We start from the raw sequence: 22,730 nt of genomic DNA on the forward strand, positions 1-22,730 counted from the left end.
GGACATGGCACAGACACATTCCAACGTCGCCTATCAGGTCATGTGGAACCGTCTCATCTCGGTGGTCGAGGAACAGGCGCAGGCGCTGGTGCGCACGGCCTTCTCGACCTCGGTGCGCGAGGCCGGGGACCTTTCCGCGGGGGTTTATGACACTGATGGGCAGATGCTGGCGCAGGCGGTCACCGGCACGCCCGGCCATGTCAACGCCATGGCCGACGCGGTGGCGCATTTCATCCGCCGGATCGGACGGCAGAACATCCTCGAAGGCGATGTCTATATCACCAATGACCCTTGGGAGGGCACCGGTCACCTGCATGACATTACCATGGTCACGCCGTCGTTCCATCGCGGCAAGCTTGTGGGGTTCTTCGCCTGCACCGCGCATATCGTCGACATCGGCGGGCGCGGGTTTGGCGCGGATGCGGCGAGCGTCTACGAGGAAGGGCTCTATCTGCCGATCATGAAGTTCGCCGATGCGGGCAAGGTCGACGAGACGCTGGTGCGGATCATCCGCGGCAACGTGCGCGAACCAGACCAGCTGATCGGCGATATCTACGCGCTGACCACCTGCAACGAAATCGGCCACCGCCGCCTCATCGACATGATGGAGGAATTCGCCCTCGACGATCTCACCGGCATCGCGAGCTTCATCCTCGACAATTCCCGCCGCGCAACGCTGGAGCGCATCGCCGCCCTTCCGCGCCAGCAGGCGACAGGCGAGATGACCATCGACGGGTTCGACACGCCCATCACGCTGAAGGTCACGGTGAGCATCGCGGAAGACCACATCCTGTCGGATTTCGCGGGCACCAGCGGGATCGACAAGAAGGGCATCAACTGCCCGCTGGTCTATACAAAGGCCTATGCCTGCTACGCGCTGAAATGCGCCATCGCGCCGGAGATCCCGAACAACGCCGCTTCGCTGGAGCCGTTCCGGATCACCGCGCCCGAGGATACCATCGTCAACGCCGTGCACCCCGCACCCGTGGCGCTGCGGCATATCGTGGGCCATTTCGTGCCCGACACGGTCTATGCGGCGCTGGATCAGATTCTGCCGAACCTCGTCCCAGCCGAGGGGGCGGGGTGTCTGTGCAACTTCCAAGTCAGCCTGCGCCCCCGCACCGATGCAAAAGCCCCCGCAGGCGCGCGCCGGGCCGAGGTGCTGACCTTCAACTCAGGCGGCTCGGGCGCGCGGCCAGAGCACGACGGGCTCAATGCCACGGCCTTCCCCTCGGGCGTGATGACCATGCCGGTGGAGGCCACCGAACAGGCCGGTCCCGTCGTCATCTGGCGCAAGGAATTGCGCCCCGACAGCGGCGGCGCGGGCCGCCAGCGCGGCGGGCTGGGGCAATATATGGAAGTCGGCGCGCGCGAGGGGCATGAGTTCGACATGCAGGCCATGTTCGACCGCGTCGATCACCCCGCGCGCGGGCGGCAGGGCGGCAATCCCGGCGCGCCCACCACCATCGCCCGCGATGACGGCACGCCGATGCGCGGCAAGGGCAAACAGTTCGTGCCACATGGGGCGAAGGTGCTGATGGCCTTCCCGGGCGGCGCCGGCTACGGCCCCGCCGAGGAACGCCCCAAAGCGCAGGTCAAACGCGACCTTTTGCGCGGCTACATAAGCGCCGAGGTGGCGGCAGCGGACTATGGTCTGAGCGCCAAGGAGATCGCCGAGGTGCAAGAGGCCATCCGCAAAGGCGCCGAACTGTGAAAGAGTGGCCGCTCAAAGGCTTATAAGCGCAAGGGGTTATTGACTGTTACAAAGCGCGGGTGTTCCTTGGCGGCATTATGCCAAAAGGAACACCCGTGATGTATGTGATTGATCCCCCCAAGCAAAGCAGCCTTGCCGTTCAAGGCACCAGCGACCGTTTTCCGGTGCGCCGTGTCTTTTGCGTGGGCCGCAACTATGAGGCGCATGTGCTTGAGATGGGCAATGACATGCGCGACCCGCCGTTCTTTTTCACCAAGCCCGCCGATGCCACGCTCGATACACCCTGCACCGTGCCCTATCCGCCGCTGACGGAGGATTTCCACTTTGAGGCCGAGCTTGTCATCGCCATCGGTAAGGGCGGCGCGAATATCGCGGAAGCGGATGTGATGGATCACATTTGGGGCGCCTCGGTGGGCATTGATTTCACCCGCCGCGATCTTCAGGCGCAGGCCAAGAAGATGGGCCGCCCGTGGGACTGGTCCAAGGCCTTTGACAACTCCGCGCCCATCGCGCCGATCCTGCCCATGGCCGATGTCCCCTCGGTCGAGAAGGGCCGCCTTTGGCTCGCGGTGAATGGCGAGATGAAGCAGGAGGCCGATCTGTCGCAGATGATCTGGTCGGTGCGGGAGCATACCGCCACCCTGTCGCAGGCCGTGACCTTGGCACCGGGTGACATCATCATGACCGGCACGCCTGCCGGTGTCGCGGCGGTGCAGCCCGGTGATGTGATCACCGGGGGGGTCGACGGCATCTCCGAGTTCGAAGTCACCGTCGGCCCGCGCGCCTAAAGTGCGCGGCTCGGTCTAGGCCCCGGCCAGCGTGCGTTCGGCCCGCGCGCGGGCTTGGGCCGCCAGATCGGGCAGGCCGGTCTTTTCATAGACCTCGCCCAGCATCCGGTTCAGTGGCACGCCATCGGGGTCATAGGTCCGGCGCATCTCAAGCACCTGCTGCGCGGCAGAGGCCCGGCCATCGCGCACCAGCGCGTCGAGGTGGATTTGCTCGAACAGGTCACGCTGCGCATGGCTGCCGCCACATTCGGCCATGCGGGGCAGGGCCATGCCAAGCTCGCGGATCGCCGTGGCCCACTCCCCCTTGGCTTGGGCGGCGATGCCCCGGGCGGCGGGCAGCGCGACCTCGGCCCATGCAGCGTGGTCATGGGCGGCAGTCTCACTCGCGCGTGCGTTGATCGCGTTGAGCATCTCTGCCGCCTCGGGCCGCCCGGTGCGGCAAAGGGCATAGAGATATTGTAGCGTGAGGAAGGGGCTCACCGTATCCGCCCCCCGCGCCGCCACATGATCGGCCACATCGCCCCAACGATCGCCCACATCGACACCCGCGAATTCCATCCGCGCCAGCAGGGACACGGCGCCGACTTGGTCTTGGGAATAGTCCTTTTCCAGCCCCCAGATATGCTGGTCATAGGCGGCGCGCACATCGTCGTGACGGCCCTGCGACAGGTAGAACAGCGCCAGATGCCACCAATTGTGGCTCCGCATGAAGGAGTTCAGATCGCTCCATGTCTCGGCCACGCTTTCCATGAAACGCGCGCCTTCGGCGACGCGGCCTTGCGTTAGCATCACATGGGCCAGCGCGTGATGCGCCCAAGGCTCATCATGGCGCAATTCCATCGCCCGGCGGGCAGCAGCCTCGGCCCGGTCGAGCAGATGGCATTGCTCATAACCAAAGGCGATCATGCCGTGGGTATAGGCGATGTCTTCGGCCTCGGGCAGGGATTTCAACGCTAGGCGCAACATGCCTGCGGCATCGCCGGTGTTGAACAGGTGGTATTGCGCCAGTTTCAGCATCGCCAGATCGCGCGGCCATTTATCGGTGATGGCATCACAGGCGGCGACAAGGGCGGGCACATCGCCGTCGATCCAATGCCCAACGGCGCGGATCACTTCTTGTTCGCGAGCATTGGCGCCGGGGGCTGCCTTGGCGCGGTCCAGATAGGGGCGGGCCTTCTCAGGGGCGATGGGGTGTTCGAGGAACATCCACAAGAGCGCGGCATAGGCATTGACCAGCGGGCCGTCGAGGTCGGCATCGGCGGCGGCGATGATGCCCGCGGCCTTGGGTTGATAGGACAGGAAACCGTGGATGAAGTCATTGATCGCCTGCAAGGTTTCCGGGCGGTCAGTAGAGGTTTCCAATCCGTAAAGGTCTTGTGTCATCTCGGGTCTCCGGCGGTGTCGTGGAATTGGCGCAGATGTTGGGCGACGGCCTCGGCGGCGTCCCAATGGATCGAATGGCCCGCCTCGGGCAGGGTGGTCTGGGTCACATTTGGGATCTCCGCAAAAGCCTGCTCGGCGGCGGCGCGGGGGATCAGCAGGTCTTCGGCCCCGTGGAGCACTTGGGTCGGACAGGTCAGCTCAGCGGGCCGTACCGTGGGGCGGAAACCGCGCAGCGCTTCGAGTTGATGGGCCATGGCATCCGCACTCTGCGCATGGGGATAGGCTAGCGCTGCGGCGAGGGCGGCCTCGGTATTGTCAGGATCAGTGAAGAAACCGGGGGCGAAAATCCAAGGGTAGAGCGCGCGCAGCCAAAGCTGCTCCCCTTCCGGCGCGCGGCGCACGGCGAGCAGCGCATCAAAGACTGCCATGGTCCGGGGGGCGCGAACCGGGGCAGAGGCGAGGATGCTCAACGCTCGGATGCGATCCGGCGCAAGCCCAAAAAGCTCCATCGCCATTAGCCCGCCCATCGAATGGCCGACGACGTGAAAGGTCTCATGCCCCAGATGATCCATCAGCGCCAGCGCATCCCGCGCCATCTGCGCGACAGAGGTTTCAGCATCCCAAGGGGTTGTGCGCCCGGTGCTGCGGTTGTCGGGCCGGATCAGGGTGAAGTGATCGGAAAGCAAAGGGGCCAAAGCGCCCCAACTCGCGCTGTCGCTCAGCATCCCGGCCAGCATCAAAAGCGGCGGGCCGCGCCCGTCGACCTCGTAATGAAGTGAGATATCGGAGAGGGGCAGATCAGGCATTCAACGTGCTCCAACAAGGCAAAAGATCCCCATCGGCGGGGGTGGCCGCATAGATGGCGCGGGCGATGGCGCGCGACAGGCAGAGGGCCGCGGCATGGCCGATCATCGCCACATCCCCCGCAGGCCGCGCCGCGGTCGAGAGAGAGAAGACCAGATCGCCGTCATTGGGCATATGCGCAGGCACCACGGCGCGGGCGATGCCGTCATGGGCCGCCACGGCGACGCGCTGGCATTCGGCCTTGGTCAGCGTCGCGTCGGTGGCGACGATGGCGATGGTGGTATTGGCGCGGGCCGACATGGCCGCCATTTTGCGGCTCTCGAAGCTCAGCCCCAACCCGGCGGATGGGTCCGGCCCCAGCCCGCCGAACTCTTTGTCGATCTCAAAGGGGGCGGCGTGGAAGTAGCGGTCGCCGGGGGTGGTGACGGCCCCCACCGGATTGGCCCCGACAAGCGCGCCGACCGTGCTGCCATCTGGCAATTGCAAACTGGCGGAGCCGAGGCCCCCTTTAACCATCGCGCTCAGCGCCCCGGTGCCCGCACCGACCGACCCGATTTGAAAATCTTCGCCCGCCGCTTCCAAGGCTTGGCGGCCAAGATCGGCATAGGGGTTCTGCGCCCAATCCTTATCGCCGCCGTTCAGCAGATCGAAGAGGATCGCGCCGGGCACCAGCGGGATCAGCGCGTCCCCCACGCGAAAGCCGCGGCCCTGTGCGCGTAGGGCATCCACCACCCCCGAACAGGCATCCAGCCCATAAGCAGAGCCGCCCGAGAGCACCAGCGCATCGACCGCCGCGACGGTTTTGTCGGGGGCCAGCAGGTCTGTCTCTCGCGTGCCGGGCGCGCCGCCCATGACGTGGACAGAGGCGGTGAAGGGCGCGTCGCCGATCAGCACGGTGCTGCCGGATTTCAGCCGCGCATCCTGCGCATTGCCCACCTTCAGCCCCGTCACATCGGTGATCAGGTTGCGCGGGCCGGGACGCATCGGTGCGCTCATGGCAGGCTCTTCACGTGAAACATCCCCGCAAGGGTGCGCATGGGGCAGGGGGCTAACAAGGGCATCGTCACTCCGGCGTTGATTTCGGGCGGAGTTTGCGCGCTTCCCCGGCGGATGCCAAGGGCCGAGGTGGGACAGGATGCCCCCGCCGGAGGGACGCCATAAAAATGGGCGCGCAGGTTGCCCCGCGCGCCCGATCCATCCGGTGTGACCGTTTGGTTTACTTCTGCTCTTCGGCGACAGCGGCGGCGACGGCCTCTTCAAAGATGGCGAGCCCCTCTTCGACGATGGCGTCGGAGGCTGTCAGCGGCACCATCACGCGCACGGCGTTGCCATACATGCCACAGCTCAGCAGCAGGAGCCCGCGTTTCAGCGCATGGGCGATGACGCGTTTGGTGAAATCGGCATCGGGCTTGGCGCTGTCGAAGTCGGTCACGAATTCAACGGCGACCATGGCGCCAAGGCCGCGGATGTCCCAGAACCGGAAGGGGGCGGAACGCTCGCCAATCTCGGCAAAGCGGGCTTTGAGCGTGTCGCCCATCGCGGTGGAGCGGGCCAGAAGACCTTCATCTTCGATCGCCTCGATGGCTGCCAATGCCGCAGCGCAGGCCACAGGGTTGCCGCCATAAGTGCCGCCCAAGCCGCCGGGGGCCATCGCGTCCATCACATCGGCGCGGCCAATGACACCGGCCAGAGGATAGCCACCTGCCATGGATTTCGCCACGGTGATCAGGTCTGCCACCACGCCGGAATGCTCGATCGCGAACCATGTGCCGGTGCGGCCAAAGCCCGCCTGCACCTCGTCTGCGATCAAAAGGATGCCATGCTGGTCACAGATCGCGCGCAGCTCTTGCATCATCTCGAAAGGCACGGGGGTGTAGCCGCCTTCGCCAAGCACCGGCTCAATGATGATCGCGGCAATACGCTCGGGCTGGGCATCGGTAAGGAAGAGGTTCTTCAGCCCGGTCAGCGCGTCCTGCACGGTGATCCCGTCGCGGACAGAGGGGAAAGGCGCGCGGAAGACATCCGCCGGGAAGGGGCCGACGTCTTTCTTGTAGGGCGTGACCTTGCCGGTCATGCCAAGCGTCAGCAGGGTGCGGCCGTGGTAGCCGCCGGTGAAGGCGATGATGCCCGGGCGTCCGGTGGCGGCGCGGGCGATTTTTACTGCGTTCTCAACGGCTTCGGCGCCGGTGGTGACCAGCAGCGTCTTCTTGGGCGCGTCACCGGGGGCGAGCGCGTTCAGCTTCTCGGCCAGTTCGACATAAGGCCCGTAGGGCACGACCTGAAAGCTGGTGTGGGTATAATGATCTTCCTGCGCCTTGGCGGCCTCGACCACTTTGGGGTGGCGGTGACCGGTGTTCAGCACGCCGATACCGCCGACGAAGTCGATGTAGCGATTGCCTTCCACGTCCCACAGCTCGGCGTTCTCGGCATATTTCGCGTAGATCGGCGCGGCGGAGGCGACGCCGCGCGGTACGGCGGCATCGCGGCGCGCGATGAGGTCGGCGTTGGTCTGACCGTCGGGCTGGGTCGCGGGGTTGGTTTCGACCACGGAGATCTGCGGCGCGGCTTTGGCCTTGGCCGCGGATTTCCGGGGTGATTTCTTGACGGTGCTGGACATGGAACAGATACCTTATTGCGAAAAAGAGGGGCAGTGACGTGTCGTTTAAAAAATCCATATTCCGTTTAATATAATTGTCAATCGCGATCGCAGCCTCTATCTAACAATTCCCGTGACCCCCGATTGACCCAAGGCCGTGCGCCGTGGCGGCGGCGCGGGGCCTACAAAGGACAAGCCATTGAACGTCGGCGATAAACTCAGAGCGATCCGCAAGAAACATGGGCTCTCCCAACGGGAGCTTGCGGCCAAGGCCGGGCTGACCAATGGCACGATATCGCTGATTGAAAAGAACCGAACCAGCCCCTCGGTCGCGTCGCTCAAAAGTCTGTTGGACGCGATTCCCATCAGCATGGCCGAGTTTTTCGCGATTTTGGAAGAAGACGATAGCGCCAAGGTCTTCTACCGCGCCGAGGAGTTGACCGAGATTTCACCGAGCCATCAGGGCGGCGTATCCCTGCGCCAGTTGGGCAGTGCCGCACATCACGCGCTTCAGGTGTTGCATGAAACCTATGAACCCGGCGCCGATACCGGACCTGAGTTTCTGAGCCATGAGGGCGAAGAGGCGGGGGTCGTGGTGCGCGGGAGCATCGAAGTGACGGTGGATGGCGCGGTCAGCCTGCTTCATGCCGGGGATGGATATCTGTTCGACAGCCGCCTGCCGCATCGGTTCCGCAACACCGGGTCCGAGAGTTGTGAGATCGTCAGCGCCTGTACCCCGCCCAGTTTCTAAAAAAGGTGCCCCATAAATATCGACCGCCCCGAGCATTCTGCTCGGGGCGGTCGATAGGGGGTGTCAGGTCTTAGTAGTCTGACCGGTAGTTCGACCTTTGGGTCTCCGGTTGCTGTTTTTCGCGCCCGGCGCGGTCCTCATCCGGGTGAAGTTCCCTTCGGCCCGTGGTGAGGGCAAGGATGATGACCGCCGCTAAGGTCAGGATGGTCAGACCGCCGAGAAAAAGCTCCGTGGTCATCTCCGTGTTCCTTTTTAGCACTGCGTTTCAGGTGCTCAACCGCGCGCAGGCCAAAGGGTTCCGACAAATTTTTCGCCTATGACGAGTCTGTGATCGGTCCGCCACGTTTTGGGCCAGATTCCATTGCGGCTTTGGGGCCTTAGTAATCGTAGATCATTTTACTGTCGGTCGGGACGTGGAAGTTCACCCTGATCTGGTAGGTGTCGTCGTTGGTTTCGACCTCGACCTGGCCGTTCAACTGGCGGGTAAAGGCGAGGATCAGACGCGAGCCAAGCCCGGTGCCGGACTTCACCTCTTCGGGGTTGCCGATGGTGTTGCGCACTTCGAGCATCGCCTGCTCTGGCCCGGTTTGGATCAGTTTAAGCGAAATGAAGCCTTTGCCATGTTCGACTGTCGAGACGTATTTAAGCGCATTGGTCAGCGCCTCAGAAACCAGCAGGGTCAGCGGCGCGGCATCGTCGGCGTCGATCTTGATCGGCTCGAAGGACTGTTCCACCTTCACGCCAGAGCCGGATGGCAAGCCGACTGAGAGCATCTGGCCCACAATCTCACGCAGCAACTCGCTGGCATTGACGCGGACCAGATCGTCATTCTGATAAAGGTTCTTATGCACCGTGGCGAGGCTGAGGATACGGTCTTGCAACCGGCGCAGCACGAAACGCGCATCTTCGCTTTTGGCCTGCCGGATCTGCATGTTCATGATCGAAGAGATCAGTTGCAGGTTGTTCTTAACCCGGTGATGCACCTCTTTCAGCAGGATGTTTTTCTGCCGAAGGCTGTCTTCCAACGTCGCCTCGTCCCGCAGGATGGATTCCGCCATGCCAACAAAAGCAGACTCCATCTCGACCAATTCGGTGGGAACCGAGGGGCCGAGTGTCCCACGCGGCAGGGTGCGGTTCAGCGCGAAGCGCCGCATCTGCCGCCCGAGTTTGCGGATATGGTTGATCGCCAGACGGTTCAGCGCCCAGAAGGCCACGATAAGGCTCGCCAGCCACATGACGATGGGCAAAAGCGCGCTGAGGCGGGTCGAAACGCCGGTGTCCAAAAACGGGGTGTTGCTGGGCCAAACGCTAAGCGCGAAGACCGTGTCGGGCACGATCGGCACGATCACATAGGCGCGTTCTTGGCCGTCGGAATTTTGCGAAAGAAAGACATTGGGCTCTTTGGTGGTCAGCAGCGACAGGGCGACATCGCTGGGATATTCCGTCTTGGCCACCTCAAGTCCGTTTTCGGTGGTAAGGATATGACCCATCTTATTGAGGGTCATCATCGCAACGCTGCTGTGTTTGCTCTTGGGCTCGCGGATCGCGTTGATCGCATCCTCGGGGATGCTAAGTGCCATGAAGCCGATCAACTCGCGCTCTTCGTAGACCGGCGCGTTGATCAGCGTCACCACTTGGTTGCTGACCGCCCCCTGCAACACTGGCATCGCGCGGCGGACGGGGTTTTCCAGCAGGGTCTGGAAATTCTCATCCTGCGAAAAGTCATGATCCTGCCCCGTGGAGGAGCAGGTCATTTGTCCGTCTAGCCCGATGAAACCCACAAGCGAATAAATGTCTGACGCCTGTTTGTATTCCCTAAGGAAGGCCGTGCATTCCTCGGGATCGTCCCGCCTGAGCCGCACGATGGCGGTGAGCGCTTCTGCCGCGCCAAAGGCCTCTTGGATCACCCGGCGTTCCGCCGCCGAGGCTTGTTCCGTGACGGCGATCAGCGATAGCTCCGCGCTTTGGCGGCTTTGATCCGCGATCTGCCGTGTCTGTACAACCGCGATCAGCCCGATGGGCAAAAGCGCGAGAGACAGGAACAGCAGGATACGGATCGTCAGCCCACGCATCAGATCACCGCTGAAGAAGCCAGATGTCATATTTAGAAAGAGGAAACTTTAGATGCGGATAGGACAGACATTGTTGCGTCATCGGTCATTTCAAGCGACTCATCGTCATGGTGACCCAGCAGTTCGGCAAGGCGGGCACGCGCCCGGTTGGTGCGGCTCTTGATGGTGCCGACAGCGACCCCACACATCTCCGCAGCTTCTTCGTAAGAGAAACCGGAGGCCCCGACAAGAAGCAGCGCTTCGCGTTGTTCGTCCTTCAAAAGGGCCAGCGCTTTGCGGAAGTCGGTCATCTGCATGTGGCCATCATGCGCGGGCTTTTCGGCCAGCCCATCGGTCAGCACGCCATCCACGTCCGAGACTTCGCGCTTCGCCTTGCGGCGCGAGGAATAGTAGGTGTTACGCAGGATCGTGAAGAGCCAAGCACGCATATTCGTGCCTTCTTGGAACTTTTCGATGTTGGTCCACGCCTTGACCAACGTGTCCTGCACCATGTCGTCTGCCGTGGCACCATTGCGTGTCAGGCTGATGGCAAAGGCCCGCATGGCCGGCAGATGTTCTACCAGCTCGTCGCGCGGATCGGGACGGGTCATCATGACGTTCCTTTTTCTGAATCCTGTTCCTTCAACTTCTGAAGCAGATCCTTGAAACGATCAGGGATGCCTTCTTCGAGCGTCTCATCGAAGACCCGTTTGAGGTTGTCGTCGATGACGCGCTCGCGCTCGTCCTTGTTTCCTGAATTCACTAACATCACCTCTGGCATCGTCGTCTCGTTTGAATAATTATGCATGCATACTGGAACCAAACACAATGTCGACGTGTTTGGTTCCAAGAAAAGTAAAAAGGATTCGACTAGATGAACGATGCGACACAAAAGACCAGCATCAGCGATGAACTGGGAGCCAACATCCCCTACCTTCGCCGGTTCGCGCGGGCGATGACAGGCAGCCAGACCAGTGGCGACACCTTTGCCGCGGCAGCCCTCGAAGCCATCTTGGTTGATCGCTCGGTGCTCGATGGAGTAGATACAAAGACGGGTCTTTTCAAGGTTTTGTACGGTATTTGGGCCAGCGCAGGCGCCCCGGTGGAAGAAGGCGAAAGCGGCCCACGGGCCAAGGCACAGCGCCATCTTTCCAGCCTCACGAACAACAGCCGTGAAGCGCTTTTGCTGCACACGATCGAAGGATTCTCTCACGGGGAAATCGCCAAGATCATCGGTGTGGATGAGGCCGAAGCGGGCGAGTTGATCCAGATCGCCCATCGTGAGATGGCCGACAGCACCTCGGGTTCGGTGATGATCATCGAAGACGAAGCCATCATCGCGATGGACATTGAATCCATCGTGGCCGAGATGGGCCACCGGGTGACCGGCATCGCCCGCACCCGTGAAGAGGCGGTGAAACTGGGCAAGGCCGATGTGCCGGACCTGATCCTCGCCGACATTCAACTGGCCGACAACTCTTCGGGCATCGACGCGGTGAACGACCTGCTGAACGAGCTGGGCATGCGTCCGGTGATCTTCATCACGGCCTTCCCCGAACGTCTGCTGACCGGCGACAAGCCCGAGCCTGCCTTCCTGATTTCCAAGCCCTATTCGGTGGATCAGGTCGTCTCAGCCGTGTCGCAAGCGATGTTCTTTTCCTCCACGGAAACGCTCAACGCCTGAAGCTGAGCCGCGAAAACAGGGTTCCCCGCGCGCAACGTCGCGTAGGGAACCCTTTTCATTAAAAGCATGTGCCGCCTAACATCACTCAAACATTCAGGAGGCCCGCATGGCCAAGACCACAACCGCTGCCGCAAAAGAGGTGACGATTGACGATCTGTCGGATCAGATCGCACTTCTCAAAAAAGACATCGCATCCCTGACCGAAACCTTGGGCGACTATGGCAAGGCCAAGTCGGAAGAGATGCGCGACAATGCCCGCAATGCGGCTAATGATTTCGCCGATACGGGGCGTCTCAAGGCGATGGAAGTTCAGCAACAGGCCGAGGAATTCCTCAAGGCCCAGCCCGGAACCGCTTTGGGGATTGCCGCAGGCATCGGTTTCCTCGTCGGTCTTGTGACGGTCCGCCGCTGAATGCTGTCTTCGGTGATGCACCATTTGCGCGGCTCCCTGCGACGGGCGCTGCGCACCGCCATGCTCAGCGCCGGGGCCGCGCTTTTTCTGCTGATCGGCCTGCTGTTTCTCACACTGGCTGCGTGGCTTTATCTCATCACCGTAGCCACACCGCTCACAGCCGCGCTGATCCTCGGCGCGGTCTATTTCGGTATCGGCTTTCTGTTGTTGGCCATGGCCGGATCAGACAGTGAAGCCGCGGCCCAGAAGCCTCGGGAGGAAGAACACGCCTCCCCCGAACACGATGGCCTCAAGAACTTGGTTATGGCATTTCTGGCTGGCATAACCGCGGGTCAGAAAGCGCGCCGGTAACCGCGCTTAGCAAGTTGCTGCTGGAAAAGGGGCGGGTGATGAACCGCAGCCTCTCACCAACCTCCGCCAGCCGGGGCGTATCGTTCATGATACAGATGACCGGAAACCACTCCTGCAAGTTCAACAGTTCTGACAGATGCTGCTGCAACTGCTCGCGCCGCAGCGACAGGACCGCGAATTTGATGCCATTGATGTTGTCCACCAAGGCGCTGAGATCAAACGTCTCAAGAACGCTAATTTGAGATTGCGGAAACGCAGCAGAAAGCGTTTCATTTATGTCTGAACAGACCAATGGGTCCGGTTCGTAGATCAAGATCGACATGGTCTTCCCCCGGGTAAGCAAAGTCGCCGGTGTAGGGGGTGCGCAAAACACGCGCATTAAACTAAGACATATGAAGGCAAATTTTATCTAATGACGACACAATGCCGCTATTGCCCCCTTCGGCGCAAGGATGCCTTCCTGCCGATGTCGAAAGAAGAAGTGAGCTTCATGGAGAAGTTCAAGTCGGGTGAGCTGACCGTCGAACCGGGCACGCCGATCCTGATGGAAGGGTCGAACTCGCCCCAGCTTTACACGGCGCTCACCGGAATGGGCATCCGCGACAAGACGCTAGAGAACGGCAGCCGGCAGGTCATCAGCTTTGTCTTCCCCGGCGATTTCATCGGGCTACAGGCAGGCATCATGGGCGAAATGGGCCATTCCGTCGAAGCCCGCACCCATATGCGGCTCTGCGTTTTCAACCGCAGTGAGTTCTGGAATTTCTTCAAATCTCACCCCGAACGCGCTTTTGACATTACTTGGCTGGCCGCCATCGAAGAGCATTTCATGGGCGAAGTCCTCGCCACCATCGGCCAACGCAGCGCGATGCAGGCCATCGCTTGGGCGATGGTCAAGATTTTCGAACGCGGCCAGTCGCTCGGGATGGTCACCCACAACCAGATGCTGCTGCCCTATTCGCAACGCGATCTGGCCGATGCGCTTGGCCTCTCGGTGGTGCACACCAACAAGACCCTCGGCGCACTGAAAGAACGTCAGTTGCTGTCATGGTCCGACAGGGTGCTGCAAATCAACGATCTCGCCGCCTTGGCGAAAGAGGGGATGACCGATCCGGAAAGCCGCCAAAAACGCCCGCTGCTCTAACCGTCAGTCCTGCGCAACATCGATATAGGTATCCGCCGCCTCCGCCCCGCGCTGACCCCGCGGTTTGGCCGGGCCGACGGTTCTGTCAGGCCGCGTCCGCCGCTCCACCTGCGCGTTCAACGCGGCCCCAAACAAGATCAAAAAGCTGCTGATCCAAAGCCAGATTAACATCGCGATCACCGCCCCGATCGAGCCATAGACCTGATTGTAGTTGCCGAAATTGGCCACATAATAGGAAAAACCGATGGAAAGCACCGCCCAAGACAGCACCGCCAAGATCGCCCCGCTGCTGAGCCACGGAAGCCGCGCCGCCCGCCGGTTCGGCCCAAAGCGGTAAAGCACCCCAACCCCGGCAAACAAAACCATCGTCGCCACGGTCCAACGCAAAAGGTCGGCCACCGCATTGCCAAAGGGGCCAAGCGGGATGAAGGCCAGAATGATCGGCGCGATCACTACCGCCAGCAGCGCCACGATGCCGACCGCCACGAGGCTCACCGTCAGAAGCAGGGCATGAAGGTAGTGTTTCGCGGCATTGCGGTTGCGCTCATTGTAAACGGCGTTCAATCCGATCACCATCGCCCCCACCCCGGCCCGGGCGGACCAAAGCGCCACCAGCAATGACACGATACCGGCCCAACCCAATGTATCGGCCCGCGCGGTGACCAAGCCGGTCACCTGCGTATTGATGATGTCATAGACATCATCCGGCAGCAGCCCGCGCACTTCCTCCAATTGGGCGACGACGACGACAGGGTCTGAAATCAACCCCAAAAGCGCGATCAATGCGGCCAGCGCCGGAAACAGCGACAACATGGCGAAAAACGCCACCCCGGCCGAGATCAGCGCAAGGTTGTCCTCCGCCGCCTGTTTCAGGCTCGCTTTGAAAGCATCCCAATAGATCGCCGGTCGGGTCGGGGGTCTGCGCAACACCAATGCCATTCCTCTCAATTCGGCCCCGCCATTGATCGGGACCGCTTTGCCTCAACTGTCCTCCACATCGTCGCGGACCTGGCCCCAGGCAACAAGGGTGAAGACCACCGTGCCGCCAATGATGTTGCCCACAAGCACCGGCAGGAAGAAGCCAAAGATCGCCTGACCGACCCCCAAGCCGCCATGCAGGATCAGCGCGGCCATCTCGACCGAACCCGCGACGATATGCGTGAAATCCCCCGCCGCAATCAGCCAAGTGAAGGTCAGGATCAGGAAAAAAGCGGTCTCATCCGCCTGCGGAAGCATCCAAACGATCAGCGCCACGATCACGCCCGCCGGAATGCCGCGCCAGAATGCCTCCGATACCCCCATCCCGGTGGCATGTTCCGAAAGGCTGATAATGGCGGGCAGAATGTTTTCTGGAATCGCAGGCGTATAGATAAATAGCGCCGCCGCCGCAAAGGCCCCGACGACATTCGCCCCCAATACAACACCCCAAAGCCGCAACAGGCTGCACAAGACCCCCAAGCTGCGCTCCTGCATCAGCGGCAAGACGGTGGTGATGGTGTTTTCGGTAAACAACTGCATCCGGCCCATGATGACCGCGATGAAACCCAAGGAATAGCCAAGGTTCTCAAGCAGGAAGCGCCATTCTGCATCCGGCAGATAGGTCCGGAAAATCGCCTCGCCCAAGACCGAAAGACTGATCAGCATCCCCGCAGAAATCCCCGACCAGATCAATGACCGGTTGGTGCGGTTCAACTCATCGCGCCCCTCGCGGCGGATCACCTCATAGATCAGCTTGGGCGACAGCGCCGCCGCATCACTGACAGAGCGTTCTTCCGCCTCCTCCTGCACAGCAGAGGTCGGGGGTTTTTTCTGGATCAGTGGGGCCATGCGCGTTCTTCCTAAAAACTATGGACATAATGAACATAGCCCGCCCCGGCCTCCTGCACAGTAAAAAGACCGCAGCCTCACGCCGCACCACCAGCGGCCCTGTCGAGCCTCCCCCCTTCACCTTCATCCTTTCTCAAATACCGATCCCGCACTCTCAACCAGCCGGATCAGCCGTGTTCATCCCCACCGGCCCGCAAGGCCAACCCCTCAACAATCGCCGTCAGCGCCGCCCCCCGATGCAGTTCCGCCCGTGGAAACCGCGCCCGCATCTCCTCTTCGACCACCGCCATCAGGCTCGATCCGCCGACAAAGATCAGCCGGTCCACTGCCTCGGGCGCGAGGCCTGCCTTCTGCGCCGTCGCCTCTGCCGCGTCCCCCATCTGGACGGCGAGCTTCGACAGCCGCTTGCGCATCCAATCGCGGGGCAGGGGCAAGGTCGCGCGGGGTTTGAGCATCGACACGTCGATCACCGGTTCAGCATCCCCCGCGTCGCCCGCCCCGTTGGCACGGATTTTCCCCGCTTCGACAGCAAAGGCGAGGTCATGACCAAGCTCTTCATCAAGCACTTTGACCAGGCGGGCCAGACGTTTGGGATGTTCGGCGAACTTATGGAGTTCCGCCGCCGCCTTGCGGATCTCCGGCCCATAGAGAAACGGAATTTTCGCCCAAGTGGCCAGATCGTTAAAGATCGCATTGGGCGCGATATGTGTGTCACCCCCGAAAGCGTGGCGAATTTCGCTGCCCATGCCAAGCTGCGGCATCACCCGCCCGATCGACAGGGACCGGTCGAAATCGGTCCCGCCCAGCCGAATGCCGTGGCTTTCCAGAATGTCGATCTCATCATTCCCGCGCTGCCGGAACAGCGTGAAATCCGAGGTGCCGCCGCCGATATCGATGACCAGCCCCAGATCCCCCGGACGCAAGGCCGCGCGATTGGCAATCGCGGCGGCTTCGGGTTCGTTCATAAAGTCCACATGATCGAAACCCGCCCGGCCATAGGCCTCGCGCAGGTCTGTCAGGGCTTGGGCATCGCGGGCGTCATCGGCTGAGTGAAAGCGCACGGGGCGTCCCGAGAGCGCCCTGTCGAAGTGCAGTCCCGTGGCGGCTTCGGCCTGCGTTTTGACCCGTGCCAGAAACCGCGCAACAATGTCGATAAAGTCGAGTCTTTCGCCCAAGAGCACCCTTCGTTCGCGCATCAGCCGGGTGCCAAGCAGGCTTTTCAAGCCGCGCATATAGCGGCCCTCGGCCCCGGCCAGCAGCGCGTCGGATGCCGCGGCACCGATCCGCATTTCCCGCGCTTCGAAATCAAAGAACACCGCCGTCGGAAGGGTCTGCGCCTCGGCCTCCAGCGGGATCAGTCGCGGCGTGCCGTCGATGGCGATGCCCGCCGCGGTGTTGGAGGTTCCGAAATCAATCCCCAGCGTGGCCATGATGTTCTCCTGATGCCTTTTCACGGTCGGCCGATGCGCGGCGCGCCCGTGCAAAGCACCCGCGATACCCTTCTCGCGCGTGCTTGGCAACGAAGGCTGGCGTGCCGCGTGGCTTTTGGCTAGCCTCGCAAAAAAATACGCCAATATGGGAGACTTTCATGAACCGTTTGAACCGTTTGATGACCGGTGTGGCCAGCGCCGCATTGGCCGCTGCCGCCACGACGGCCCTTGCCAAGGACGACATCACCGTCGCCATGCAGCTTGAGCCGCCGCACCTCGATCCGACCTCCGCCGCTGCGGGCGCCATCGACTCGGTGCTATATACCAATGTTTTCGAAGGGCTGACCCGCTTCATGGGCGATGGCTCTGTCGTGCCGGGGCTGGCGGAATCTTGGGAAATTTCCGAAGACGGGCTGACCTATACTTTCAAGCTGCGCGAGGGGGTCACCTTTCACGATGGCACCACGATGGATGCCGAGGATGTGAAGTTCACCCTCGACCGGATCAATGCCGAAGACAGCGCCAACGCGCAAAAGGCACTTTATTCCGCAATCTCCGAGGTGAATGTCATCGATCCCCAGACCGTTGAGGTCAAACTGAGCGAGCCGAACGGCAACATGCTTTTCAACCTCGCCTGGGGCGATGCGGTGATCGTGGCGCCGGAATCGGTCGAGACGATCAAACAGACCCCAATCGGCACCGGCGCTTTCAAATTTGAGAACTGGAACCAAGGCGACAAGATCACCCTGACCCGGAATGAAGACTATTGGGGCGAAGCGCCCGCCCTTGCCAGCGCGACCTTCAAATTCATCTCGGACCCGACAGCGGCTTTCGCCTCCGTCATGGCCGAAGATGTCGATGTTTTTACCGGCTTCCCCGCGCCCGAGAATATCCCCCAGTTCGAAGCCGACCCGCGGTTTCAGGTTCTGGTCGGCTCGACCGAGGGGGAAACGATCCTGTCAATCAACAACCAGCGCGAACCTTTCGATAACGTCAAAGTGCGCGAGGCCGTGGCCCATGCCATCGACCGGCAGGCGATCATCGACGGCGCGATGTTTGGCTATGGCACGCCCATCGGCACCCATTTCGCGCCGCATAATCCAGACTACGTCGACCTGACAGAGATGAGCGCCTACGATCCCGAGAAATCCAAGGCGCTGCTCGCCGAGGCCGGTTTCCCCGATGGGTTCGAGACGACATTGCACCTGCCGCCCCCCTCCTACGCCCGCCGCGGGGGTGAGATCATTGCCGCGCAGTTGGCCGAGGTTGGCATCAAGGCGCAGATCACCAATGTCGAATGGGCGCAGTGGTTGGAAACCGTGTTCAAGGGTAAGGATTTCGGCCTGTCGATTGTCAGCCACACCGAGCCGATGGACATCAACATCTATGCCAACCCGGACTATTACTTCCAGTATGACAATGCCGAGTTCCAGTCTCTGATGACCGAGTTCAACAAGACCGCCGACCCCGCCGCGCGGAGCGAAATGCTGGCCAAGGCGCAGCGTATTATCGCCGAAGACTATGTGAACGGTTACCTGTTCCAGCTCGCCTTCCCGACGATTGCCAAGGCTGGTGTCGAAGGGCTTTGGGTGAACGCACCTACACAGGCGACCGATCTGACCGGCGTCAGCTGGGCGGAGTGATCTGAAAGGATCATGTCGAGACACTAAAAAAGGGCGCGCCGTGAGGCGCGCCCTTTGTAATTAGATGCGAAGACCTATTAGTCTTTGCCACGCATGCCAGCAGCGGCTTCGCTTACCAGCGCGTCAGGGTTCTGGTTGCAGACGACCATGAAGTCTTCCATTTCCTGCTGCATGTCCGTGTCTGCCATTTCGTCAGCTTCTTCGGAATCTTCAACAGCTTTGGTGTTGTCGATCAGGGAATCTTCAGTCTCTTCGGAATCTGTCGCTTCTTCAGCGGAGATGTCGCTCGGCTCGGAACCGTCGCTCTTGGTTTCGGTGATCAGGGAGCCACCGTGGCCGCCATCTTCCAGCTCGGCGATTGCCATGGAAGCGACTTTCATTTTGTCGTCATCGCTCAGTTCTTGGTACTGGGCGCAGGTCATGGTGGCCATGTCCATGTGAGCGGCGGCAAAAGCGGGTGCGGAAACGGTGCCCAGAAGGCCGGCGATCGCAAGTGTTTTCAAAGTCGTTTTCATTTTCATTCTCCAGTTTTGTCTGTTCTCCCGAAGACAACACCGCATAACGGATATGGTTCCAGCGCATAGCAATAAGGCACAGGAAAACCGCGTTCTGAGCGTATAAGGCTCTGTCACTGCTGGATTCTTCCAATAGCGGTCCAGCGCGGAAATCACAGCGGCACTTAAAAAATCAGCATTTTTGTCCTTCTTGCCGGGGAAACTGCACGCGGGCTCTGGACCCTCCCGAGCGTGCCGCCTAACCTCCGCGCTATGTTGCGCTATGCGTTGAAAAGATTTCTCTCCCTGCTAATCAGTCTCGCGGTCGCGTCGCTGGTGATTTTTATGGTGATCGAGGTCGCCCCCGGCGATCCGGCGTCCTTTATGCTGGGCCTGAATGCCCAGCCCGAAACGCTGGCCGCGCTGCGCAGTGAACTGGGTCTCGATCAGTCCCGGCCCGAGCGTTATCTGGAGTGGGTTGGCGGCATGTTGCAGGGGGATTTCGGCACGTCCTACACCTATCGCACCCCGGTGACCGAGATGATCGGCGACCGGCTTTGGGTCTCTGTGCCTTTGGCGCTTTATGCGCTTTTCTTCTCTGTCGTCGTGGCCTTTCCGGCGGGCATCTATGCTGCCTCGCGCCGCGGTCGGGCGGGGGATGTGGGCGTGATGGGGGCGACGCAATTGGGCGTGGCGGTGCCGAACTTCTGGTTCGCCATGATCCTCGTGCTGATCTTTTCGATCAATCTGCGCTGGTTTTCGGCAGGCGGTTTCGTCGGTTGGGACAAGGGGCTTTTCGCCGGGCTGCACGCGCTGACCCTACCCGCCATCGCGCTGGCCTTGCCGCAGGCGGCGATCCTTGCGCGGGTCATGCGCTCGGCCCTGCTGGATGTGCTGGGCGAAGATTTCATGCGCACCGCGCGGGCCAAGGGGCTGACGGCGCGGCAGGCGCTTTGGCGGCACGGGCTGCGCAATGCGCTGATCCCGGTGCTGACCATCATCGGCCTGCAGTTCTCTTTCCTGCTGGCCGGGTCGATCATTATTGAGCAGGTCTTTTACCTGCCGGGGCTGGGGCGGCTGGTGTTTCAGTCGATCTCGGCGCGGGATTTGATCGTGGTCGAGTCGGTCGTGATGCTTTTGGTCTTTTCGGTGATCTTGGTGAACTTCCTTGTCGATCTGGCCTATGCCGCCGTCGACCCCCGGTTGAGGGCCCGCACATGAACCGCAACCTGTTTCTTGGGGCCGTGCTGACCTCGGTCTTTCTGCTGGCCGCGCTGATCTCCTTTGTCTGGACGCCCTATGACTATGCCGGGCTTGATATCGCGAACAAGCTGCGCAGCCCGTCGCTGGCCCATCCGATGGGCACGGATCACTTTGGCCGCGATATTCTGAGCATGATCATGGTCGGCGCGCGCACCTCTATCGCCGTGGCGCTGGTGGCGGTTGGCATTGGCATGGGCGTGGGTGTGCCGTTGGGGCTTTGGGCTGCGGCACGGCGCGGCAGCCTTGTGGATGAGGTCATCATGCGTGGCAATGATCTGGTCTTTGCCTTCCCGGCCATTGTCATCGCCATTCTGATTACGGCGGTCTTTGGCGCCGGGGCGATCAATGCGATTATCGCCATCGGCATCTTCAATATTCCCGTTTTCGCCCGGATCACCCGTGGTGCCGCGCTCTCGCTGTGGCAGCGGGAGTTCATCATGGCGGCACGGGTGGCAGGCAAATCCGCGGCGCGGATCTCGTTCGAGCATATCCTGCCCAATGTCGCCAATCTGCTGATCGTGCAGGGGACCATCCAATTCTCTCTCGGCATCCTCGCCGAGGCGGGGCTGAGCTATGTCGGCCTCGGCGCGCAGCCGCCGGTGCCGTCTTGGGGCCGGATGCTCGCCGATGCGCAGACCATGGTCAGCATCGCGCCGCATATGGCCCTGATGCCGGGGTTCGCGATCATCCTGACGGTGTTGGGGCTGAACCTGATGGGTGACGGGCTGCGCGACCTGCTTGATCCCCGTCTGAGGGTGGCACGCACATGACGCTTCTGACCGTTTCCAATCTTTCGCTTTCGATCCACGGGCTGCGCATCCTCGATGGGGTGACCTTTTCCGTCGCACCGGGAGAGATCGTGGCCGTGACCGGGGAAAGCGGCTCGGGCAAGTCGATGACCGCGCTGGCGGCGATGCAGCTGCTGCCCAAGGGCGCGACGACGACCGGGCATATCATGCTGGGCGAGGACGATCTGACCCAGATGGACGAGGCAGCGCTTTGCGATATGCGCGGCAATGACATCGGCATGGTGTTCCAAGAGCCGATGACCGCGCTCAACCCGGTGCAAAGCATCGGTCGCCAAGTGGCCGAAACCATCCGGGTACATGAACCCAGCGTCTCGCGGGCCGAGGCCGAGGCCCGCGCCGCCGATACGCTGACCCGCGTCGGCCTGCCCCAAGACCGCTTCCCCCTGTCGCGCTATCCGCATGAGCTGAGCGGTGGGCAGCGCCAGCGGGTGGTGATCGCCATCGCCATCGCCCTGCGCCCCCGTTTGCTGATCGCGGACGAGCCGACCACCGCGCTGGATCTCACTACGCAGGCGCAGATCCTCGCCCTGCTGACCCGTTTGGCGCGCGAAGACGGCATGGGGCTGTTGATGATCACCCACGACCTTGCCGTCGTGGCGGATATGGCCGACCGGATCATCGTCATGCGCAAGGGGCAGATCGTCGAACAAGGGGAGACGCAGGCCCTACTGCACAACATGCAGCACCCCTATACCAAAATGCTTTTCGACGCCTCACGCCATGAGGTGAACCTGCCCGCGCCGCCCGCGCCTAAGCCTCTGTTAGAGGTCAAAGGCGTCTGTCGCGATTACCATCTGCCGCGCAAGACACTCTTCGGCGCGCCCGGCACGTTCCGCGCGGTGGACAACCTCAGCTTTACCCTGAACCGTGGGGAACGTTTGGGGCTGGTGGGCGAATCCGGTTGCGGGAAATCGACCCTGACGCGGGCGATTTTGGGTCTGGAACAAGTGCAAGAGGGCAGCATCACCGTAGATGGCCAGCCCGTCTTTACCGGCACGCAGCCGAACCTCGCCGTGCGGCGCAAAATGCAGGTGGTGTTCCAGGACCCCTTCGGCAGCTTCAACCCGCGCCACCGGGTCGACCGTTTGGTGACCGAGCCGTTTCACCTGCTCGACAACCCGCCACAGGGGGCCGAGCGTTCCCGCGCGATTGACGAAGCGCTGACCGCCGTGGGACTGCGCCCGGCGGATGCACGGAAATACATTCACGAATTCTCCGGCGGGCAGCGCCAGCGGATCGCCATTGCCCGGGCGCTGATCATCCGGCCCGAGTTGATCCTGTTCGATGAGGCCGTCAGCGCGCTTGATGTCTCCGTCCGGGCGCAGATCCTTGATCTGCTGGCCGATCTTTGCAGCCATTATGACCTGACCTATCTCTTCATCTCGCATGACCTGTCGGTGGTGCGCACGGTGACGGATCGGGTGTTGGTGATGCAGTCCGGCAAGATCGTAGAGGCCGGAGAGACCGCGCAGGTCTTTGACGCGCCGCAGCATGCTTATACTAAATCGCTGATCGCCGCCGCGCCGGTTCTGCCTGACCTGCCCCAGCCGGTCGGGTAGGTGTTGCGGCCCTTCGTGTCAGCTGCATTG

The 22,730-nt window shown here is 61.8% G+C and carries 24 protein-coding genes; 11 read left to right on the top strand and 13 right to left on the bottom strand.

Translation table 11 applies throughout. From position 1 onward, the window contains the following. Positions 1-4 precede the first annotated feature (4 nt). On the top strand, positions 5-1,714 hold the full coding sequence (locus ACGYLX_RS10795; RefSeq protein WP_394449379.1) for a hydantoinase B/oxoprolinase family protein: 1,710 nt from the start codon (positions 5-7) through the stop codon (positions 1,712-1,714). A 98-nt stretch (positions 1,715-1,812) separates the two neighbouring features. Continuing rightward, on the top strand, positions 1,813-2,502 hold the full coding sequence (locus ACGYLX_RS10800) for a fumarylacetoacetate hydrolase family protein (RefSeq protein WP_067262780.1): 690 nt from the start codon (positions 1,813-1,815) through the stop codon (positions 2,500-2,502). Positions 2,503-2,517: 15 nt separating this feature from the next. On the opposite strand, the gene ACGYLX_RS10805 is transcribed toward ACGYLX_RS10800, so the two are convergent. The 4 genes from ACGYLX_RS10805 to gabT all read right to left on the bottom strand — a co-directional run bounded on the left by ACGYLX_RS10805 (position 2,518) and on the right by gabT (position 7,306). Next, positions 2,518-3,885, bottom strand: coding sequence for a tetratricopeptide repeat protein (locus tag ACGYLX_RS10805; RefSeq protein ID WP_394449382.1), 1,368 nt, complete (start codon positions 3,883-3,885; stop codon positions 2,518-2,520). Next, positions 3,882-4,691: an alpha/beta fold hydrolase gene (locus ACGYLX_RS10810; protein ID WP_394449385.1), complete on the bottom strand. Its 810-nt coding sequence runs from the start codon at positions 4,689-4,691 to the stop codon at positions 3,882-3,884. The genes ACGYLX_RS10805 and ACGYLX_RS10810 overlap by 4 nt, the downstream gene beginning before the upstream one ends. Next, entirely contained in the window at positions 4,684-5,673 is a 990-nt protein-coding gene (locus ACGYLX_RS10815; protein ID WP_394449794.1) for a P1 family peptidase, read from the bottom strand. The genes ACGYLX_RS10810 and ACGYLX_RS10815 overlap by 8 nt, the downstream gene beginning before the upstream one ends. Positions 5,674-5,905: 232 nt before the next feature. After that, a complete protein-coding gene (gene gabT / locus ACGYLX_RS10820) occupies positions 5,906-7,306 on the bottom strand; it encodes a 4-aminobutyrate--2-oxoglutarate transaminase (RefSeq protein ID WP_394449388.1) in 1,401 nt (466 codons plus the stop codon). A 178-nt stretch (positions 7,307-7,484) separates the two neighbouring features. Between gabT and ACGYLX_RS10825 the strand changes: the two genes are divergently transcribed. After that, positions 7,485-8,036 (top strand): cupin domain-containing protein, encoded by a 552-nt coding sequence (locus ACGYLX_RS10825; RefSeq protein WP_209216952.1) that lies wholly within the window; start codon positions 7,485-7,487, stop codon positions 8,034-8,036. A gap of 70 nt (positions 8,037-8,106) precedes the next feature. Here the strand turns inward: ACGYLX_RS10825 and ACGYLX_RS10830 are convergent, their stop codons facing one another. From ACGYLX_RS10830 to ACGYLX_RS10845, 4 genes are all read right to left on the bottom strand, one after another. Next, entirely contained in the window at positions 8,107-8,274 is a 168-nt protein-coding gene (locus ACGYLX_RS10830; RefSeq protein WP_156505676.1) for a hypothetical protein, read from the bottom strand. A 139-nt stretch (positions 8,275-8,413) separates the two neighbouring features. Then, positions 8,414-10,108 carry a sensor histidine kinase gene (locus tag ACGYLX_RS10835; RefSeq protein ID WP_394449392.1) on the bottom strand — a complete coding sequence of 565 codons (1,695 nt, stop codon included), beginning with the start codon at positions 10,106-10,108 and terminating at the stop codon, positions 8,414-8,416. A 32-nt stretch (positions 10,109-10,140) separates the two neighbouring features. Then, positions 10,141-10,698, bottom strand: a complete 558-nt coding sequence (locus ACGYLX_RS10840; RefSeq protein ID WP_067264157.1) for an RNA polymerase sigma factor — start codon at positions 10,696-10,698, stop codon at positions 10,141-10,143. Continuing rightward, complete coding sequence (locus ACGYLX_RS10845) at positions 10,698-10,868, bottom strand: NepR family anti-sigma factor (protein ID WP_197470876.1); 171 nt, start codon at positions 10,866-10,868, stop codon at positions 10,698-10,700. Before ACGYLX_RS10845 ends, ACGYLX_RS10840 begins: the two co-directional genes overlap by 1 nt. 93 nt (positions 10,869-10,961) lie before the next feature. On the opposite strand from ACGYLX_RS10845, the gene ACGYLX_RS10850 reads away from it, so the two are divergent. The 3 genes from ACGYLX_RS10850 to ACGYLX_RS10860 all read left to right on the top strand — a co-directional run bounded on the left by ACGYLX_RS10850 (position 10,962) and on the right by ACGYLX_RS10860 (position 12,534). After that, a complete protein-coding gene (locus ACGYLX_RS10850; protein ID WP_067264155.1) occupies positions 10,962-11,771 on the top strand; it encodes a response regulator in 810 nt (269 codons plus the stop codon). Positions 11,772-11,877: 106 nt separating this feature from the next. Then, a complete protein-coding gene (locus ACGYLX_RS10855) occupies positions 11,878-12,183 on the top strand; it encodes a DUF883 family protein (protein ID WP_168612598.1) in 306 nt (101 codons plus the stop codon). After that, positions 12,184-12,534: a phage holin family protein gene (locus ACGYLX_RS10860; protein WP_168612599.1), complete on the top strand. Its 351-nt coding sequence runs from the start codon at positions 12,184-12,186 to the stop codon at positions 12,532-12,534. On the opposite strand, the gene ACGYLX_RS10865 is transcribed toward ACGYLX_RS10860, so the two are convergent. Continuing rightward, positions 12,485-12,856: a hypothetical protein gene (locus tag ACGYLX_RS10865; protein WP_168612600.1), complete on the bottom strand. Its 372-nt coding sequence runs from the start codon at positions 12,854-12,856 to the stop codon at positions 12,485-12,487. The two genes, ACGYLX_RS10860 and ACGYLX_RS10865, sit on opposite strands and share 50 nt — an antisense overlap. A 90-nt stretch (positions 12,857-12,946) precedes the next feature. Between ACGYLX_RS10865 and ACGYLX_RS10870 the strand changes: the two genes are divergently transcribed. Beyond that, a complete protein-coding gene (locus tag ACGYLX_RS10870; RefSeq protein ID WP_168612601.1) occupies positions 12,947-13,675 on the top strand; it encodes a Crp/Fnr family transcriptional regulator in 729 nt (242 codons plus the stop codon). A gap of 3 nt (positions 13,676-13,678) precedes the next feature. Here the strand turns inward: ACGYLX_RS10870 and ACGYLX_RS10875 are convergent, their stop codons facing one another. From ACGYLX_RS10875 to ACGYLX_RS10885, 3 genes are all read right to left on the bottom strand, one after another. Next, positions 13,679-14,614 carry a YihY/virulence factor BrkB family protein gene (locus ACGYLX_RS10875; protein WP_394449397.1) on the bottom strand — a complete coding sequence of 312 codons (936 nt, stop codon included), beginning with the start codon at positions 14,612-14,614 and terminating at the stop codon, positions 13,679-13,681. 42 nt (positions 14,615-14,656) lie between these two features. Then, positions 14,657-15,502, bottom strand: a complete 846-nt coding sequence (locus ACGYLX_RS10880) for a formate/nitrite transporter family protein (RefSeq protein WP_168612603.1) — start codon at positions 15,500-15,502, stop codon at positions 14,657-14,659. 167 nt (positions 15,503-15,669) lie between these two features. After that, complete coding sequence (locus ACGYLX_RS10885; RefSeq protein ID WP_168612604.1) at positions 15,670-16,932, bottom strand: Hsp70 family protein; 1,263 nt, start codon at positions 16,930-16,932, stop codon at positions 15,670-15,672. Positions 16,933-17,090: 158 nt separating this feature from the next. Between ACGYLX_RS10885 and ACGYLX_RS10890 the strand changes: the two genes are divergently transcribed. After that, entirely contained in the window at positions 17,091-18,575 is a 1,485-nt protein-coding gene (locus ACGYLX_RS10890; RefSeq protein ID WP_168612605.1) for an ABC transporter substrate-binding protein, read from the top strand. A gap of 77 nt (positions 18,576-18,652) precedes the next feature. Here the strand turns inward: ACGYLX_RS10890 and ACGYLX_RS10895 are convergent, their stop codons facing one another. Further along, positions 18,653-19,090 (bottom strand): HdeA/HdeB family chaperone, encoded by a 438-nt coding sequence (locus ACGYLX_RS10895; RefSeq protein WP_168612606.1) that lies wholly within the window; start codon positions 19,088-19,090, stop codon positions 18,653-18,655. A 252-nt stretch (positions 19,091-19,342) separates the two neighbouring features. On the opposite strand from ACGYLX_RS10895, the gene ACGYLX_RS10900 reads away from it, so the two are divergent. Genes ACGYLX_RS10900 through ACGYLX_RS10910 form a run of 3 tightly spaced genes read left to right on the top strand, consistent with a single transcriptional unit; the run spans position 19,343 to position 22,700 of the window. After that, positions 19,343-20,290, top strand: coding sequence for an ABC transporter permease (locus ACGYLX_RS10900; RefSeq protein ID WP_168612611.1), 948 nt, complete (start codon positions 19,343-19,345; stop codon positions 20,288-20,290). Beyond that, positions 20,287-21,102 carry an ABC transporter permease gene (locus ACGYLX_RS10905; RefSeq protein WP_067268208.1) on the top strand — a complete coding sequence of 272 codons (816 nt, stop codon included), beginning with the start codon at positions 20,287-20,289 and terminating at the stop codon, positions 21,100-21,102. Before ACGYLX_RS10900 ends, ACGYLX_RS10905 begins: the two co-directional genes overlap by 4 nt. Continuing rightward, positions 21,099-22,700, top strand: coding sequence for an ABC transporter ATP-binding protein (locus tag ACGYLX_RS10910; protein WP_394449402.1), 1,602 nt, complete (start codon positions 21,099-21,101; stop codon positions 22,698-22,700). Before ACGYLX_RS10905 ends, ACGYLX_RS10910 begins: the two co-directional genes overlap by 4 nt. The last annotated feature ends 30 nt before the right edge of the window (positions 22,701-22,730 follow it).

The sequence above is a fragment of the Sulfitobacter sp. 1A13496 genome (assembly GCF_043557225.1).
Taxonomy (GTDB): Bacteria; Pseudomonadota; Alphaproteobacteria; order Rhodobacterales; family Rhodobacteraceae; genus Sulfitobacter; species Sulfitobacter faviae.

Excerpts from the sequence above, each read along its gene's own strand:
- ACGYLX_RS10795 (WP_394449379.1), top strand. The coding sequence starts at position 5 with ATGGCACAGACACATTCCAACGTCGCCTATCAGGTCATGTGGAACCGT.
- ACGYLX_RS10800 (WP_067262780.1), top strand. The coding sequence starts at position 1,813 with ATGTATGTGATTGATCCCCCCAAGCAAAGCAGCCTTGCCGTTCAAGGC.
- ACGYLX_RS10805 (WP_394449382.1), bottom strand. The coding sequence starts at position 3,885 with ATGACACAAGACCTTTACGGATTGGAAACCTCTACTGACCGCCCGGAA.
- ACGYLX_RS10810 (WP_394449385.1), bottom strand. The coding sequence starts at position 4,691 with ATGCCTGATCTGCCCCTCTCCGATATCTCACTTCATTACGAGGTCGAC.
- ACGYLX_RS10815 (WP_394449794.1), bottom strand. The coding sequence starts at position 5,673 with ATGCGTCCCGGCCCGCGCAACCTGATCACCGATGTGACGGGGCTGAAG.
- gabT (WP_394449388.1), bottom strand. The coding sequence starts at position 7,306 with ATGTCCAGCACCGTCAAGAAATCACCCCGGAAATCCGCGGCCAAGGCC.
- ACGYLX_RS10830 (WP_156505676.1), bottom strand. The coding sequence starts at position 8,274 with ATGACCACGGAGCTTTTTCTCGGCGGTCTGACCATCCTGACCTTAGCG.
- ACGYLX_RS10835 (WP_394449392.1), bottom strand. The coding sequence starts at position 10,108 with ATGCGTGGGCTGACGATCCGTATCCTGCTGTTCCTGTCTCTCGCGCTT.
- ACGYLX_RS10840 (WP_067264157.1), bottom strand. The coding sequence starts at position 10,698 with ATGACCCGTCCCGATCCGCGCGACGAGCTGGTAGAACATCTGCCGGCC.
- ACGYLX_RS10845 (WP_197470876.1), bottom strand. The coding sequence starts at position 10,868 with ATGCCAGAGGTGATGTTAGTGAATTCAGGAAACAAGGACGAGCGCGAG.
- ACGYLX_RS10850 (WP_067264155.1), top strand. The coding sequence starts at position 10,962 with ATGAACGATGCGACACAAAAGACCAGCATCAGCGATGAACTGGGAGCC.
- ACGYLX_RS10855 (WP_168612598.1), top strand. The coding sequence starts at position 11,878 with ATGGCCAAGACCACAACCGCTGCCGCAAAAGAGGTGACGATTGACGAT.
- ACGYLX_RS10860 (WP_168612599.1), top strand. The coding sequence starts at position 12,184 with ATGCTGTCTTCGGTGATGCACCATTTGCGCGGCTCCCTGCGACGGGCG.
- ACGYLX_RS10865 (WP_168612600.1), bottom strand. The coding sequence starts at position 12,856 with ATGTCGATCTTGATCTACGAACCGGACCCATTGGTCTGTTCAGACATA.
- ACGYLX_RS10870 (WP_168612601.1), top strand. The coding sequence starts at position 12,947 with ATGACGACACAATGCCGCTATTGCCCCCTTCGGCGCAAGGATGCCTTC.
- ACGYLX_RS10875 (WP_394449397.1), bottom strand. The coding sequence starts at position 14,614 with ATGGCATTGGTGTTGCGCAGACCCCCGACCCGACCGGCGATCTATTGG.
- ACGYLX_RS10880 (WP_168612603.1), bottom strand. The coding sequence starts at position 15,502 with ATGGCCCCACTGATCCAGAAAAAACCCCCGACCTCTGCTGTGCAGGAG.
- ACGYLX_RS10885 (WP_168612604.1), bottom strand. The coding sequence starts at position 16,932 with ATGGCCACGCTGGGGATTGATTTCGGAACCTCCAACACCGCGGCGGGC.
- ACGYLX_RS10890 (WP_168612605.1), top strand. The coding sequence starts at position 17,091 with ATGAACCGTTTGAACCGTTTGATGACCGGTGTGGCCAGCGCCGCATTG.
- ACGYLX_RS10895 (WP_168612606.1), bottom strand. The coding sequence starts at position 19,090 with ATGAAAACGACTTTGAAAACACTTGCGATCGCCGGCCTTCTGGGCACC.
- ACGYLX_RS10900 (WP_168612611.1), top strand. The coding sequence starts at position 19,343 with ATGTTGCGCTATGCGTTGAAAAGATTTCTCTCCCTGCTAATCAGTCTC.
- ACGYLX_RS10905 (WP_067268208.1), top strand. The coding sequence starts at position 20,287 with ATGAACCGCAACCTGTTTCTTGGGGCCGTGCTGACCTCGGTCTTTCTG.
- ACGYLX_RS10910 (WP_394449402.1), top strand. The coding sequence starts at position 21,099 with ATGACGCTTCTGACCGTTTCCAATCTTTCGCTTTCGATCCACGGGCTG.